Origin of the sequence: Haloarcula limicola (genome assembly GCF_010119205.1) — an archaeon.
Taxonomy (GTDB): Archaea; Halobacteriota; Halobacteria; order Halobacteriales; family Haloarculaceae; genus Haloarcula; species Haloarcula limicola.
Window position 1 is genome coordinate 1,038,319 of the sequence record NZ_WRXM01000002.1, and the last position, 14,027, is coordinate 1,052,345.

Here is a 14,027-nt window from a genome sequence, read left to right on the forward strand (position 1 = left end):
TGGTCGGTCACTCCTCGACGAGGTAGTCGTCCTGCACCGCGATCACGTCGCTCGAATCCTCGCAGTCGGCGTACCGTTCGAGGGGCTCCTCGTTGAGTTCGAGGAAGGTGTGCCCCCAGGAGAACTTCGAGAGGAGGCGCTCGGCGTGGTCGCGTTCCCCGAGGATACAGAGCGCGCCGGCGAAGGCCTCGACGGTGTTCAACTGGAACGGCGTCCCGTAGTTGACCGGGTTGGCGGCGACGAGGAAGGGGAGCGAGCGGTGGACGCCCTGTAAGTCGAACGCTTCCCGCTCGGCGGTCTCCCACGAGCAATCGAGGACGACCAACCGATCGTGTCGCGCGCCGTCGCCCGCGTCGGCCCGGTCGGCCGGCGAGATGGCCTGCTCGGCGAAGGGGTTGAGGACGACGCCCGGCGGCGTCGAGCGCGTCGCTCGGTGGAGCTCGGCGAGGTCGAACCGGGCGAGCTTCCGGGCGCTGCACTTCTTCGGGTCGTCGTCGCCCTCGTAGCGGACGTGAAGTTCCACGCCCGAACTACCGCTCGCGGGGGCAAAAACGGCTCGTTCCGCCCGCCGCTCTCCGCGCGGCCGATGTCAGCTACCCTTAAGTATCGGTAGTCCGACGTGCGACTATGCTTTCGGCGGGGGGACGAGCGCCGACGTTCGAACTGCCGGCTCTAGTCGACGGCGAGCGCCGTCGCGTCGCGCTCTCGGAGTACCTCGGCGAGGACGTGGTGATCCTCGCGTTCTACCCGGCCGACTTCAACCCCGCCTGCGACGACACGTCGTGTGACCTGGACGAACTCGACCTCTTCACGATGCAGAAGGACGTGACGATCCTCGGCATCAGTCCGGACTCGGTGTACAGTCACCGGGCGTTCGCCGAGCGCTACGACCTCAAGATCCCGCTTCTCGCCGACACCGCCGGCGAGGTCGCCGAACGGTACGACGTCGCGTTCGTCGACGATATCGGCCAGCGACTGCTCGAACGGGCCGTCGCCGTCGTCGACCACGACGGCGTCGTCCAGTACGCCTGGAGCACGGGCGACGTGACCGAACTCCCCCGGGTCGAGGAGCTGAAAGACGCCATCGCCGACACCGGCGGCGACGACACCGCCTTCGCCCGGTATCGCGTCGGCTACGCTCACTACACGGAGGGCCGGCGGGCGTTCACCGCGGCCATGGGGGAGTTCGGCGATTCCGAGTGGATGCTGGCCCAGAGCGACTTCCAGCGCGCCCGCGAGGCGTTCGACGACGCCGCCGACCGGTTCGACACCGCGGTTCGGTTCGTCGACGACCCGGCGCTCGAACCGATCTACGACGGTTCGAAGGCGAAGGCGACCGCGCTCTGGCAGGCCGCCGACTGGCTGGTGGAATCGGCGAGCGCCTACGCCAGCGGGAGCGGTGCCGAGGGCCAGACCCTCCGCGACGACGCGGAGGGACCGCTCGAAACCGCCCGGACGTACGCGGAACCGCCGGACCCCGACGAGCGGTGGCCGCCGGAGCGAACGGACGTGGTGAGGGGCGATCACGAGACGAGCAGCATCCTGCCGGACGAGAGCGAACAGATAGATACCGCCCTCGGCGTGGACATCGACGACGCGGTGGCGTCCGACGGCGACGAGACGGGCGCATCGAGCGAATCGGCCGATCCGTCGAGCGAACCCGAACCGGTGACGGCCGAAGCCGATGGGACAGCGAGCGGCGATGCGGTGGACGGAGACGGGCGGGAGAGTGAAGACGACGACCCGAAAATCGGCGACGAGGAGCTCGCCGAGATTCAGGCCGAACTGACCGCTAACGCTCCCGACGAATCCCCGAGGGAAGGGGTGACCGAAGCGCCGACGGCGATGGTCGACGCGCCGCCCGCGCGAGACGACGCGACCGATGGCGGGAACGCGAGCTCGGACAGCGAGACCGGAACCGACACCGAGAAAACCCGCGACGGCGAATCCGGCAGCGCAGAGGACGACGAGTCCGCCGGCGAGAACGGCGACGCGCCGGCGGAGCTCGAACTGACCGACCCGACCGAAGGATCCGACGATGAGTGACCTCCCGCCCGACACGCCGCCGACGGAACGCGCACAGCTGTACTACCGCGCGCTGGACGAGGACGACTACGACCTGCTGGCGCGACTGCTCGCGGCGTCGTTCGTCCACGACCGGCCCGACCGGACCATCGAGGGTCGCGACCGGTTCGTCCGGTTCATGCGCGAGGAGCGCCCGCAGAAGGACACTACTCACCGGATAACCGGCGTCTACCGCCGCGACGACGAGAGCTCGCCCGAAGTCGGCGTTCGGGGCCGACTGCTTTCGGCCGACGGCGAGCGCATCGTCCGGTTCGTGGACGTCTTCGAGTTCGCCGACCGCCGTATTCAGCGTATCCAGACGTATACACGGTAGGTGGCAGTAATCCATGATAGATCATGCAGCAGGTGGAGCGCTACGGGAGAGTGAAACTGTTGGGAGGGTCCGAAACGCTGACAGGCGTCTGACGCATAACGTCTGACTAAGTCCCGGTACCGCTGTTTTACCCCGGACCGCCTAAATCACGGTGCGACGGACCGGTCGCCAGTTAGGCCGCGTGTAGTAATGGTCCGTAAGGCCGTGGGGAATGGACATGTCGAAGCCGTCCAGCACCCCCAACAACGCAGTCACCGAGCGGCAGACCGAGTTCCGAATCAGGAACGGCGCGAAAGCCCTGGTGACTTCCGGGTCAAAGGTGCTCGTGGTCAAGGAGCGCCACTCGGACGGGACCCCGTTCTGGACGCTCCCCGGCGGCGGCGTTCACGACGGCGAGTCCGCCACCGACGGCCTCCACCGCGAGCTGGACGAGGAACTCCACTGCCGAGCGCGCGTCGACGGGCCGCTGACCCAGTTCTGGTACACGCACGACAGCCTCGAGAACACGGTGTCGGAATACACCGTCTACGACTGCACGCTGCTTTCCGATCCCGTCCCCAACGAGGACGAGGGCGTCTTCGAAGCCCGTTGGGTCACGCCGTCGGCGCTCCCCTCGGCGACGCTGCCACAGGTACGCCACGTCTGTCAGCACGTCGCGGACCTGCCGACGGCGACGGTCATCGCCAACGACTGACCGTTTACTCGCCCTCGCCGAGCGCGCTCTCGCCGACCGGCTCCGACCCCTCGATGACTTCCTGGCCGCCCATGTACGGGCGCAGCGGTTCCGGCACGGTTATCGTGCCGTCCTCGTTCTGGTAGTACTCCATGATCGCGACCATCACGCGCGGCACCGCTAAGCCGGAGCCGTTGAGCGTGTGGAGGTACTGCGCGGACTCGTGCGGTTCGGGCCGGTAGTGGATGCCCGCCCGGCGGGCCTGGAAGTCCTCGAAGTTCGAGACGGAGGAGACTTCGAGCCAGCGGCCGCCCACGTCGGGCCCGTCCTCCATGTCGTCGCCGGGTGCCCAGACCTCGATGTCGTACTTCTTGGTCTGCGTGAAGCCCATGTCGCCGGTGCACATCTCCAGCACGCGGTAGGGCAGGCCGAGCTCGTCCAGCACCGCTTCGGCCTCCCCGAGTAAGGCCTCCAGTCGGTCGTAACTGTGCTCGGGCCGAACGAAGTTGACGAGTTCGACCTTGTGGAACTGGTGGACGCGGACGTACCCGCGCGTCTCGGTGCCGTGTTCGCCGGCCTCCCGGCGGAAGTTCGGCGAGAACGCCTGGTGCTTGATGGGGAGGTCGTCGTCCAGCAAGATCTCGTCGCGGTACATGTTGGTGACTGGCACCTCCGCCGTCGGCAGGAGCCACAGGTCGTCGTCGTCGTACTCGTCGTCCTGCCGGGCCTCGACGCGGTAGGCGTCTTCGTCGAACTTCGGCAGCTGCCCGGTGCCGCGCATCGACGCGCTGTTGACCGGGATCGGCGGCAGCACGTCGGAATAGCCCTGCTCGCGGTGGAGCGAGAGCATGAACTGAATCAGCGCGTGTTCGAGCCGCGCGCCGGCCCCCTTCACGAACTGGTAGCCGCCGCCGCTGACCTTCGCGCCGCGCTCGAAGTCCAGCACGTCGAGTTCCTCCCCGATATCGTAGTGGGGAATCACCTCCTCGGGCAGCTCGCGCAGGTCGTCGAATCCGCGCCGGTAGCGCTCGACGTTGTCCGCCTCGCCGTCGCCGGTCGGCACGGAGTCGTGGGGGATGTTCGGCAGTTCGAGCAGCGCGTCTTCGAGTTCGCTCTCCAGTTCGTCGGCCCGGTCTTCGACCTCCTGTAGCTGGTCTTTCAGCTCCTGCGACCGGTCGATGGCCGCCTGGGCCTCGTCCTCCTGGCCCTCCTGTTTGAGCTTGCCGATCTTCTTCGAGACCTCGTTTCGCTCCTGTCTGAGCCCGTCGCCCCTGGCCTTCAGTTCCCGCCACTCCTCGTCGATGTCCAGAATCGCGTCGAGGTCCACGCCCGTGACGCCCTTCCGCTCGATGGCGTCCCGGACCGTCTCGGGGTTCTCCCGGACGAACTGTCTCGATAACATGTCCGGCGGTTCTCGACGGGCGGAATTAGGCGTGTCGGTCCTAGCATTCGTAATCGCATGGAACGGTGGTTCGTGTGCTTCCGTGACGACGAACTCGGTCAAGAACAGCCAGAAAGCCCCCGGACGCTCGATTGCCGGGACTCGCTGCGCGCTTCCTTTCACTCACTTCGTTCGCTCAGTCCAGTGCTTGCGTCGTCCGGGCTAATCGAGCGTCCGGCCCCTTTCAGTCCCACCCGGTCGACCGTTCCACGGGGCGGGACTGAAAGGGGCGGTGGGCTACGCGAACCCCGGTGAAGTAAGCACTGCACTGAACGAGCGTAGCGAGTGAGGGAAGCGCGCAACGAACCGCGGGAGCGTAGCCCACCGGGGCTTTCTGGCTGTTCTCAGTCGTACCGCCACTACTTGCGAGAGATTCGAAGGTTGCTAGCGGTCACAACGGTTTTCCCGCCACCAAGCGCCACCCTATACATGGCAATCGGTGACGTGTACGAGGTCGAGGCGTGCGAGGACGTCCACTACGTCGACACCGGGATGTACGACGTGCCGGAGTACGGCTCCGTCTACGTCGTGGACGCCGAGCGACCGGCGCTGGTCGATACGGGACTCGGGACGAACTACGAGCGAATCCTCGACGCGATGGACGCGGTCGGAATCGCGCCCGAGGAACTGGAGGTCATCGCGCTGACGCACATCCATCTGGACCACGCGGGCGGGGCCGGGTATCTGGTCGAGGAGTGCCCGAACGCGACGGTGTACGTCCACGAACTCGGCGCTCGCCACCTCGTCGACCCCGAGCGGATCTGGGAGGGGACGAAGGGGGCCGTCGGCGACCAGATCGAGTTCTACGCCGAGCCGAAGCCCGTCCCCGAGGAGCGCGTCGTCGAACTGACCGACGGCGACGAGATCGACCTCGGCGACCGCGCCTTCGAGGCCGTCCACGCGCCGGGTCACGCCCCCCATCAGGTGGTGTTTCACGACCCGAGTATCGGCGGCGTCTTCACGGCCGACGCGGCGGGTATCTACACGCCCTCGACCGACGAGGTCCACGTCACGACGCCGCCGGTGAACTTCGACTTGGAACGGGCGCTCGCGGACGTAGAGACGATCCGAGATATCGACCCCGAGACCCTGCTGTACGGGCATTTCGGTCCGGCAGCGACCGCCGATCGACTCGACGAGTACGCCGAGAAGCTCGACGAGTGGGTCGCCGCCGTCGCCGAGAAGCGCGCGGAACTGGGTGACGACGAGGCCGTCGCCGACCACTTCGTGGAGACGGTCGAGACGCCCGAGATCTGGGGCGAGCGCAAGGCCAGCGCCGAGGTGGCGATGAACGTCCGCGGCGTCCTCGTCTCGCTGGACCGCGAGGAGTAGGGTTCGAGTACGACGGCAGTAACCGCCACCCGCCTCACGGACGGGAGTAAGTGCGTTTATAGGAGGGGGATACTTTGTCGGAAACAGATGGAGGACAGCAGTGGCTGGTAGCTCCGGACTCCTGATTCCGCTGGTCGCCGGCATCATCGGGTTGGGCGTCCTCGCACAGGTTCTCGCCGCCCGCCTCCGAGTACCGAGTATCATCTTCTACCTGTTGGTCGGCGTCGTCATCGGCCAACCCGGACTCGGACTCATCACGAGCGACACCTTCGGCCCCGCGCTGACGGCGATCGTCGGGCTCGCCGTCGCCATCATCGTCTTCGAGGGGGCGTACCACCTCCGCTTCGAGCGTATCCGCGAGGCCCCGACCGCGACGTTCCGTCTGGTCACGCTTGGGGCGGCTATCGCCCTCGTGGGCACGGCGGTCGCGGTCAAGTTCGCCTTCGCCGACGCGGCGGTGACGTGGAACCTCGCGTTCCTCATCGGTGCGTTGCTGGTGGCGACCGGGCCGACGGTCATCACGCCGATCCTCAACGTCGTGCCGGTCAGAGACCGGGTGGCGACGGCCCTGGAGACGGAGGGGATCGTCAACGACGTGACCGCGGCGATCATCGCCGTCGTCGTCTTCGAGACGGTCAACCCCGGCGCGACGAGCGACGGGCTGTTGCAGGCGTTCGCGCTCCGGCTCGGGACGGGCTTGCTCGTCGGGCTCGTCGTCGCGGGCGTGCTGTACTACCTCCTCCAGTATATCGACCTCTCGCCCGGCGACGCCCCGCGGAACTCCCGATTGCTGGTGCTCGCCGGGGCCCTGGTCGCCTACGCGGCAGCGAACACGATCGCGACGGAAGCCGGCGTGGCCGCGGCGGCCACCGCCGGCATGGCGCTCGGCAACGTCGACCACCCCTACGAGGAGGACATCGAGTCGTTCAAGGGCGACATCACGCTGCTGGTGCTCTCGTTCGTGTTCATCGCGCTGGCGGCCCAGCTCAGCCTCGACGCGCTCATCGACGTGGGCCTGGCCGGCATCGCGGTCGTCCTCGCCGTCGCGCTCGTCATTCGCCCGGCGCTGGTGTTCGCCTCGACGGTCGGCGACCGCTTCACCCGCGCGGAGAAGTGGTTCGTCAGCTTCGTCGGCCCGCGCGGTATCATCCCGGCGTCGGTGGCGACGCTCTTCGCCGCGGAACTCAACAACGTCGCCGGAGAGCTGCGGACGGAGGCCGAGAGCGCGAGCGGGCAGGAGGCCGAACAGCTCGTCGCGCAGGCGGATCTGCTGGCGAACCAGGCGGAGATTCTACTCGGGACCGTCTTTCTGGTCATCTTCGTGACCGCCCTGTTCGAGGGCGGTCTCGCGCGGTACATCGCGGAGAAACTGGACGTGATACCAATGCGAGTCATCATCGTCGGCGGCGGACAGGTGGGCCGTGCGCTCGCCATGCGCCTCGAAGACCGGGGCGAGAACGTCGTCATCATCGAGGAGGACGAATCGATCGTCGAACGCGCCCGCAACGACGGCTTCGCCGTCGAGTGGGGGGACGGCACCGACACGGACGTCCTCCGGTCGGCCGGCACCGCGAAGGCCAAGACCGTCGTGGCCGCGACCGGGGACGACGACGCCAACCTGCTGGTCTCACAGCTGGCCAGTTCGAAGTTCGACGTCGAACGGGTCATCGCCCGGGCCAACAACCCCGACAACGTCGAGGCGTTCGAGGAGCTCGGCGTCCGGACCATCTCCTCGGCGATGGCGACGGCGTGGGCCATCGACAACCAGATCGAGCGCCCGGCCATCGCCCACTGGATGACCGACGTGGGCCGGACCGGCGACGTGCAGGAGGTCGAAGTGCTGAACGAGGAACTCGTCGGGAAGACGGTCCGCGAGGTCGGACCCATGCTCCCCGAAGCCTGTCTCATCGCCCTCGTCAGCGGCGAGGACCACAGGGAGGCCGACGTCCCGACCGCGGATTACGTCCTGCAGAAAGGCGACATGGTCACGCTGTTGGGGCGGCGAGAATCGGTCCGCGACGGGATGGCGCTGGTCGGTAACGGCGACTAGTCCGAGAGCCGTTCGACCGTCTCCTCGTCGACGCCCTCAGTCCACGGCGAGCGCCCGCCGTCGCCGTCGGTCTTGTACGTTCCGCGAGCGGTGGCGACGTGGTGGTCGTCGGCGTCGTACACCTCGACGTCGACGACGGCGACGCTCCCGCCGTTTCTGACCACGTCGGCCTCGGCGCGGAGGTCGGCCGTCGCGGGCGCGAGGTAGTCGATCCGCATGTCGACCGTCGGCGAGATACTCTCCGACAGCGAGACGACGGCGGCCCCGCCGACGGTGTCGACCAGCGAGTAGGTGACCCCGCCGTGGGCGATGCGTGTCTGTGGGTTCGAGGAGTGTTCGGGCCGCAGCGGGAGCCGCGCTTCGGCGCGTCCGTCGCCGACCTCGGTCATCTCGATTCCGAGTTCGGCCACGAACGGGACGTCGTTGAACAGCGCCTGTAAGCTCATAGCCGAGCGGACGACGCGAAGCCGTATAAGCCTCCGAGAACGGAGAACAACGGATGAAGAGTGGTCGGCGACCACACTCGAAGCGGGCGCAACTGCCGACCGCTCGGCGTCCGACGGGCGGCAAGGCCCGATATCGACGGCGCTCGGGGCGAACGGTGCAGTAAAGGGGCTCCGTATCGACGGACGACCAAGATGGATTCGACGGCCGAACGACTGACACAGTTCGGACTCTCCGAGACGGAAGCACGGACCTATCTCGCTGTCCTCGAACGGGGGACGGCGACCGTCGCCACCGTCAGCGAGGCGACGGACATCTCGACCGGATACGTCTACGACCTCGTCGAGTCGCTCGCCGAGCGGGGCTTCGTCGTCGTCGACGACCACCGAACGCCGACGCAGATACGCGCCGTCGACCCCGAGTCGGCCATCGAGTCGATGACCGAGGAGCTGACCGACCTCGAATCGGACCTCACGGAACGCTATACGGATACGGAGCGCGACTATCCCGGCATCGAGCTCGTCCGCGCTCGACAGACGCTGTACCGCCGCCTCGAACGCCTCATCGACGAGGCGGAAGACGAGATATTCATGATGCTGCCCGCCGTCGTCGCCGAGCGGCTCTCCGACCCGCTGAAGCGGGCGCGCGACCGAGGCGTGTTCGTCGCGCTGTTGCTCGGCGACGGCGAGGAGACGAGCATCGTCGAGAACGCGACCGAGATCGCGACTATCGTCCGCTCGTGGGAACCGCCGGTCGAGACGCTCGTGACGGTCGACGACACGTCGGCGGTGACGAGCGACTCCTCGCTGCTGCGCGGCGAACACCGCGACGGGGACTACAGTCTCGTCCTCGAACAGAGTCCGAAGACGGCGGGCGCGATCACCTCCCAGTGGTTTAACTTCTGGGCCGCCGGTGACGAGGTAGCCAGCGCCGACCCGCCCGAACTCCCCGCCGAGAACCTCCCGTTCAGACACGGCCTGTTCGCGATCGTCAAGCACGCCGAGGAGCGGGACCTGCTGGTGACCGCCCACCTCTTCCCCGGACAGGGCCACCAGACGCTCACCGGCACGGTCGTCGCGGTCAACCAGAGCCTCGTCGAACCCGTCACGGCGGATTTCCCGGTCCAGAACACGCTGACGCTCGACGTCGACGGCGAGGAAGTGACCATCGGCGGTGCCGGCGCGTTCGTCGAGGACTACTCGGCGGCGGCACTCAGCGTTCGAGAGCAGTAGGCGACTCGAAAAGCGGTGACTGGTGGGTAATCACCGCAGCGGGACCGCGGTGCGTTGTCACAGGCATGGACACGAGGCACGGGAACCACGGTACCCATCCCATCGCATGGCGTAATCGAGAATAAATGTTTTCCCGCGCTCCGCATCGCTCTCACAGCGGCCCGGCACACTCCCGACAGTAGGCGAATTCGCCCGCGTTCTCGGCTCCGCAGTGGCGACAGCGGCGATCGGACGAGTCGGACTGTGCCTCGGTCTCGGCGGGCGCTGCCCGCAGGTCGGGGCCGCCCCGGCGCAGTCGCTCGCGACCCTCGCGGGCGATACCGAGCAGCACCGGAGCCGCGGCGGCGAGCGCCACGAGCGCCATGACCGTCACGGCGAGGAGATACAGTTGCCCGGGCGAGACCATATCCTCTCTACGGGCCGCGGACGGGTAGCGTCTCGGGTCAGAGCCAGCGGTAGAACTCCAGCGTGTACCCCTCGGGGTCCTCGACGAAGGCGGCGAAGGCTCCGGCGGCGTCGATCTCCGTCGGTTCGAGGACCGGCGCGCCGCCGGCGTCGATAGCCGTCTCGAAGGTCCCTTCGACGTCGTCGACGGTGAAGGCGACGTGGTCGACGTCGGCGCGAGAGGGCGCGATGGGGGTCGTCCGGTCGGCGTCGTACCGCAACTGGAGGTCCGCCTCCTCGCCGCGTCCCAGGTAGACGTTCTCGACGCCGTCGAGCGTGAAGCGGTGGGTCTCTTCGAAGCCCAGTTCCCCGTAGAAGGCCATCGCGCGGTCGAGGTCCGAGACGCAGATGGCGACGTGTGCCAGATCCATGTCCGGCCGTTCGGAAGCGCCCGAAATGACTGTACCGGTGTGACCTGTCAGCCGTCCCGTGATACCACGTGCGCCGCCGGGGTTTTTGCCCCTCGGTGTCGTCGTCCGAGTGAATGAACGACGCGGAGGTCGCGGCGACGCTGCTCGACTACACGCAGGACAAGATCGCGGTAGTCGACGCCTCGGGCGCGTACACGTACGTGAACGCGGCTACCGAGTCCATTCTCGGGTTCGATTCCGAGGCCCTCGTCGGCGAAACCGTCTTCGAGTACGTCCATCCCGACGACCGCGCCGAAGTGGAACGCCGATTCGAGGCGGTCGTGAACGCGGCCGGGGAGTTCGCCGCCGATACCGCCACCTACAGACACCGGGCCAGCGACGGGTCGTGGGTCTGGCTGGAGAGTCGGATGTCGAACCTGACCGACTCGGACCTCGACGGGTACGTCGTGAGTTCCCGCGTCGTCACCGACCGCGTCGAGGCCGAGCGCGAGCGCCGCGAGACGCGAGAGCGCTTGCAGGAACTCGCCGACACGACCGACGACGTCCTCTGGATGTACGACGGCGACTGGTCGGAACTGCTGTTCTGTAACCCGGCCTACGAGGACGTCTTCGGGCAATCCGTCGAGACGCTGGAACGCGACCCGCAGAGCTTCATGGAGGCCATCTATCCGCCCGACCGGCCAGCCATCGTCGACGCGATGGAACAGGTCTCGAACGGCACACCCGTCGAGGTGGAGGCGCGGGTCAACCCCTCCCTGGAGTACAATCGGTGGGCCTGGATAAAGGCCGAACCGATAGTTCGAGACGGCGACGTGGTCCGCATCGCCGGCTTCACCCGCGACGTCACCGACCGACGCCGCCGCGAGCGACAGCTGGTCGTCATCGACAACTTCCTCCGGCACAACATCCGCAACCAGCTGAACGTCGTCCTCGGCAACGCCGCGGCGCTGGCGGCCGACGCCGAGGGCGAGACGGCCGAACGCACCGCGATGATCCGCCGGGCCGGCGAGGCGCTGCTCGAAACGGCCGAGAAACAGCGCGAGATCGTCGACGTGCTCACGGCGAACCCGCAGTCGTCGAAGACGGACGTCGCGGAGATCGTCGAAGACGTCGTCGGCCAGTTCCGCGAGCGGTCCCCGGACGCGCTCATCGCCACTGAGGGCATCGAGTCCGTCGCGGTCGACGCTCCCGACGAACTGCGTTACGCAGTCGCCGAACTGGTCGAGAACGCCATCCGTCACACTCGCTCGGAGCGCCCCGAAGTCGCCGTCTCCCTCCGGACCACGCCCGAACGCGTCGAGCTGTCGGTCGCCGACGACGCCCCGCCGATCCCCGAGTACGACCGGAAGGTCCTGTTGGGCGACCACGAGATGACCGCCGTCAACCACAGCCGCGGGTGCGGGCTCTGGCTGGTCTACTGGGTCGTCGACCTCGCGGGCGGACACATCGACCACACCGTCGACGAGGCGGGCAACACCATCACGCTCTCGCTGCTGCGGGCGTCGTGAACCGCGGCGGGGACCGCCGGTCGTCGGTCGGGTCAGAACGCCTTTGCGGCCGCCGCCCCTCGACCGACTATGGAGTACACCACGCTCGGTTCGACGGGCATCGAAGTCAGCAAGGTCTGTCTGGGCTGCATGAGCTTCGGGAGCGGCCGCGAGTGGATGTTAGACGACGAGGAGAGCCGCGAACTCATCGAGCGCGCCATCGACCTGGGCGTGAACTTCTTCGATACGGCCAACGTCTACTCGGCGGGCGAGAGCGAGCGGATCCTGGGCGACGTGCTCGCAGACTACGAGCGGGACGAGCAGGTCGTCGCCACGAAGGTCCGCTTCTCGGGCGCGAGCGACCACCGGAACGCGCGGGGGCTCTCCCGGAAGACCATCGAGCAGGAGCTCTCGCACTCGCTCGACCGGCTGGGGATGGACACCGTCGACCTCTACCAGATCCACCGCTGGGACTACGACACGCCCATCGAGACGACGCTCCGAGCGCTCGACGACGCCGTCCGCCGCGGGCAGGTCCGCCACATCGGCGCGTCCTCGATGTGGGCCCACCAGTTCCAGCGGGCGCTGCAGATCAGCGACCGGGAGGGACTGGCCCGCTTCGAGACGATGCAGGACCTCTATCACCTCGCCTACCGCGAGGAGGAACGCGAGATGTACCCGCTCTGCGACCGCGAGAACGTCGGCGTGATGCCGTGGAGTCCGCTCGGCGCTGGCTACCTCGCGCGCCCGCACGAGGAGTTCGAGGCCACGACCCGCGGCGTCCACGAGAGCGAGGAGGCCGGCGTCCCCTACGCCGAGGGGCCGGGTAGCCCGGAGATAAACGAGCGCGTCCAGGAACTCGCCGCCGACCACGGCGTGACGATGGCCCAGATCGCCCTCGCGTGGCAGTTCCAGAACGACAACGTCACCGCGCCCATCGTCGGCACCTCCAGCATCGAGCATCTGGAGGACGCCGTCGAGGCGCTGGAGGTCGACCTCTCGGCGTCGGACGTGGCCTACCTCGAAGAGCCGTACGAGCCGGTGGCAGTGTACGGGCACGAGTAGCGAGGGGCGCGCGACTGGAGGGAGCGCGGCCCTCGAAGCGATGCGGTGACCGCAGGGAACCGCAGAGCAGTAGCGAGAGCCCGAGCGAAGCGAGGGGTCTCGAAACGACGACGCCCGGCAACGCTTTCCGAACCGAGCGCCTACGACCCGGCGTTCGAGGGACCACGTATGATGCCACCGTTCATCCGCCGCTGTCCCGAGTGCGGGCACGTGGGCTGGACCCGTTCGTTTCGAGTCGAGACCGGCGAGAGAGGACGGCGTCTCGTCGAGTGCCCGTCCTGCCAGCATCGGTTCGAACCGATAGACAACCCGCTGCTCAACTGACCCGGTCGCCCCGATCAGTCCCGGATATTCTCCACTGACGCCGCCGGTCGTCTAGCTCGTCCCGCGCCGTTCTGCGACGTGTTCGTGCCAGTAGGAACAATCCGCACGGCTTTGTCCGCGCCGCGCCAGTCTTCGATATGAACACGGTCGCCATCGCGTGTTTCGACGGCTTCGACGAACTGGACGCCATCGGTCCCTACGAGGTCTTCGAGAACGCGAGGGCCTTCGGCGCGACGTGGGACGTGAGCCTGCGTACTGTAGACGAGCGATCGACAGTCACAGCCAGTCACGGCCTCACGGTCGAAATGGATGGGACCCTCGACGCCGTCTCGCCGGACCTGCTGGTCGTCCCCGGCGGCGGGTGGAACTCCGGCGCGGACGTGGGCGCGCGGGCGGCGGCCCGGCGCGGCGAGTTGCCCGACGCCATCGCGGCCGCCCACGACGCCGGCGCGACCGTCGCGGGCGTCTGTACCGGCGGCATGTTGCTCGCGCGGGCCGGCGTCCTCGACGGTCGGCCGGCGGTCACGCACCGGGGGGCGCTCGACGACCTGCGAGCGACGGCCGCCGACGTGGTCGAGGCCCGCGTCGTGGACGACGGCGACGTGTTGACGGCCGGTGGCGTCACGTCGGGGCTGGACCTGGCGGTCCACCTCGTCGAACGCGAGTGGGGCGAGGCCGTCGCCGACAGCGTGACGACGGGGATGGAGTACGAACCGCGCGGGCCGGTCCACCGACGGGAATGAGCGGTGTCCGCCGCTCGTCGGCG

14 protein-coding genes are annotated in these 14,027 nt (G+C 67.9%); 9 read left to right on the forward strand and 5 right to left on the reverse strand.

Annotated elements, in window-relative coordinates; all coding sequences use genetic code 11:
- Positions 1-7: 7 nt before the first annotated feature.
- Entirely contained in the window at positions 8-523 is a 516-nt protein-coding gene (locus GO488_RS14675; RefSeq protein ID WP_162318564.1) for a DUF367 family protein, read from the reverse strand.
- Positions 524-627: 104 nt separating this feature from the next.
- Here GO488_RS14675 and GO488_RS14680 point away from each other — a divergent pair, with 104 nt between their 5' ends.
- The 3 genes from GO488_RS14680 to GO488_RS14690 all read left to right on the forward strand — a co-directional run bounded on the left by GO488_RS14680 (position 628) and on the right by GO488_RS14690 (position 3,092).
- Positions 628-2,046, forward strand: coding sequence for a redoxin domain-containing protein (locus GO488_RS14680; protein WP_162318565.1), 1,419 nt, complete (start codon positions 628-630; stop codon positions 2,044-2,046).
- Entirely contained in the window at positions 2,039-2,398 is a 360-nt protein-coding gene (locus GO488_RS14685) for a nuclear transport factor 2 family protein (RefSeq protein ID WP_162318566.1), read from the forward strand. The genes GO488_RS14680 and GO488_RS14685 overlap by 8 nt, the downstream gene beginning before the upstream one ends.
- 217 nt (positions 2,399-2,615) lie before the next feature.
- Entirely contained in the window at positions 2,616-3,092 is a 477-nt protein-coding gene (locus GO488_RS14690; RefSeq protein WP_162318567.1) for an NUDIX hydrolase, read from the forward strand.
- Between the two features lie 4 nt (positions 3,093-3,096).
- Here the strand turns inward: GO488_RS14690 and serS are convergent, their stop codons facing one another.
- A complete protein-coding gene (gene serS / locus GO488_RS14695) occupies positions 3,097-4,473 on the reverse strand; it encodes a serine--tRNA ligase (protein WP_162318568.1) in 1,377 nt (458 codons plus the stop codon).
- A 468-nt stretch (positions 4,474-4,941) separates the two neighbouring features.
- Here serS and GO488_RS14700 point away from each other — a divergent pair, with 468 nt between their 5' ends.
- The gene (locus tag GO488_RS14700; RefSeq protein WP_162318569.1) at positions 4,942-5,844 is read left to right on the forward strand and encodes an MBL fold metallo-hydrolase; all 903 of its coding nucleotides are present in this window, start codon (positions 4,942-4,944) and stop codon (positions 5,842-5,844) included.
- 100 nt (positions 5,845-5,944) lie between these two features.
- A complete protein-coding gene (locus tag GO488_RS14705; protein ID WP_162318570.1) occupies positions 5,945-7,894 on the forward strand; it encodes a cation:proton antiporter domain-containing protein in 1,950 nt (649 codons plus the stop codon).
- Here GO488_RS14705 and GO488_RS14710 read toward each other — a convergent pair.
- Positions 7,891-8,340, reverse strand: coding sequence for a PaaI family thioesterase (locus GO488_RS14710; RefSeq protein WP_162318571.1), 450 nt, complete (start codon positions 8,338-8,340; stop codon positions 7,891-7,893). The two genes, GO488_RS14705 and GO488_RS14710, sit on opposite strands and share 4 nt — an antisense overlap.
- Before the next feature lie 192 nt (positions 8,341-8,532).
- On the opposite strand from GO488_RS14710, the gene GO488_RS14715 reads away from it, so the two are divergent.
- Positions 8,533-9,570, forward strand: a complete 1,038-nt coding sequence (locus GO488_RS14715; protein ID WP_162318572.1) for a TrmB family transcriptional regulator sugar-binding domain-containing protein — start codon at positions 8,533-8,535, stop codon at positions 9,568-9,570.
- A 151-nt stretch (positions 9,571-9,721) separates the two neighbouring features.
- Here GO488_RS14715 and GO488_RS14720 read toward each other — a convergent pair whose 3' ends face one another.
- Both GO488_RS14720 and GO488_RS14725 read right to left on the reverse strand, forming a co-directional pair.
- On the reverse strand, positions 9,722-9,976 hold the full coding sequence (locus GO488_RS14720; RefSeq protein WP_162318573.1) for a DUF7577 domain-containing protein: 255 nt from the start codon (positions 9,974-9,976) through the stop codon (positions 9,722-9,724).
- Between the two features lie 37 nt (positions 9,977-10,013).
- Entirely contained in the window at positions 10,014-10,385 is a 372-nt protein-coding gene (locus tag GO488_RS14725) for a VOC family protein (RefSeq protein WP_162318574.1), read from the reverse strand.
- Positions 10,386-10,498: 113 nt separating this feature from the next.
- Between GO488_RS14725 and GO488_RS14730 the strand changes: the two genes are divergently transcribed.
- The 3 genes from GO488_RS14730 to GO488_RS14740 all read left to right on the forward strand — a co-directional run bounded on the left by GO488_RS14730 (position 10,499) and on the right by GO488_RS14740 (position 14,004).
- Complete coding sequence (locus tag GO488_RS14730; RefSeq protein ID WP_162318575.1) at positions 10,499-11,893, forward strand: PAS domain-containing sensor histidine kinase; 1,395 nt, start codon at positions 10,499-10,501, stop codon at positions 11,891-11,893.
- 69 nt (positions 11,894-11,962) lie between these two features.
- Complete coding sequence (locus GO488_RS14735; protein WP_162318576.1) at positions 11,963-12,937, forward strand: aldo/keto reductase; 975 nt, start codon at positions 11,963-11,965, stop codon at positions 12,935-12,937.
- 461 nt (positions 12,938-13,398) lie between these two features.
- The gene (locus GO488_RS14740) at positions 13,399-14,004 is read left to right on the forward strand and encodes a DJ-1/PfpI family protein (protein ID WP_162318577.1); all 606 of its coding nucleotides are present in this window, start codon (positions 13,399-13,401) and stop codon (positions 14,002-14,004) included.
- Positions 14,005-14,027: the final 23 nt, after the last annotated feature.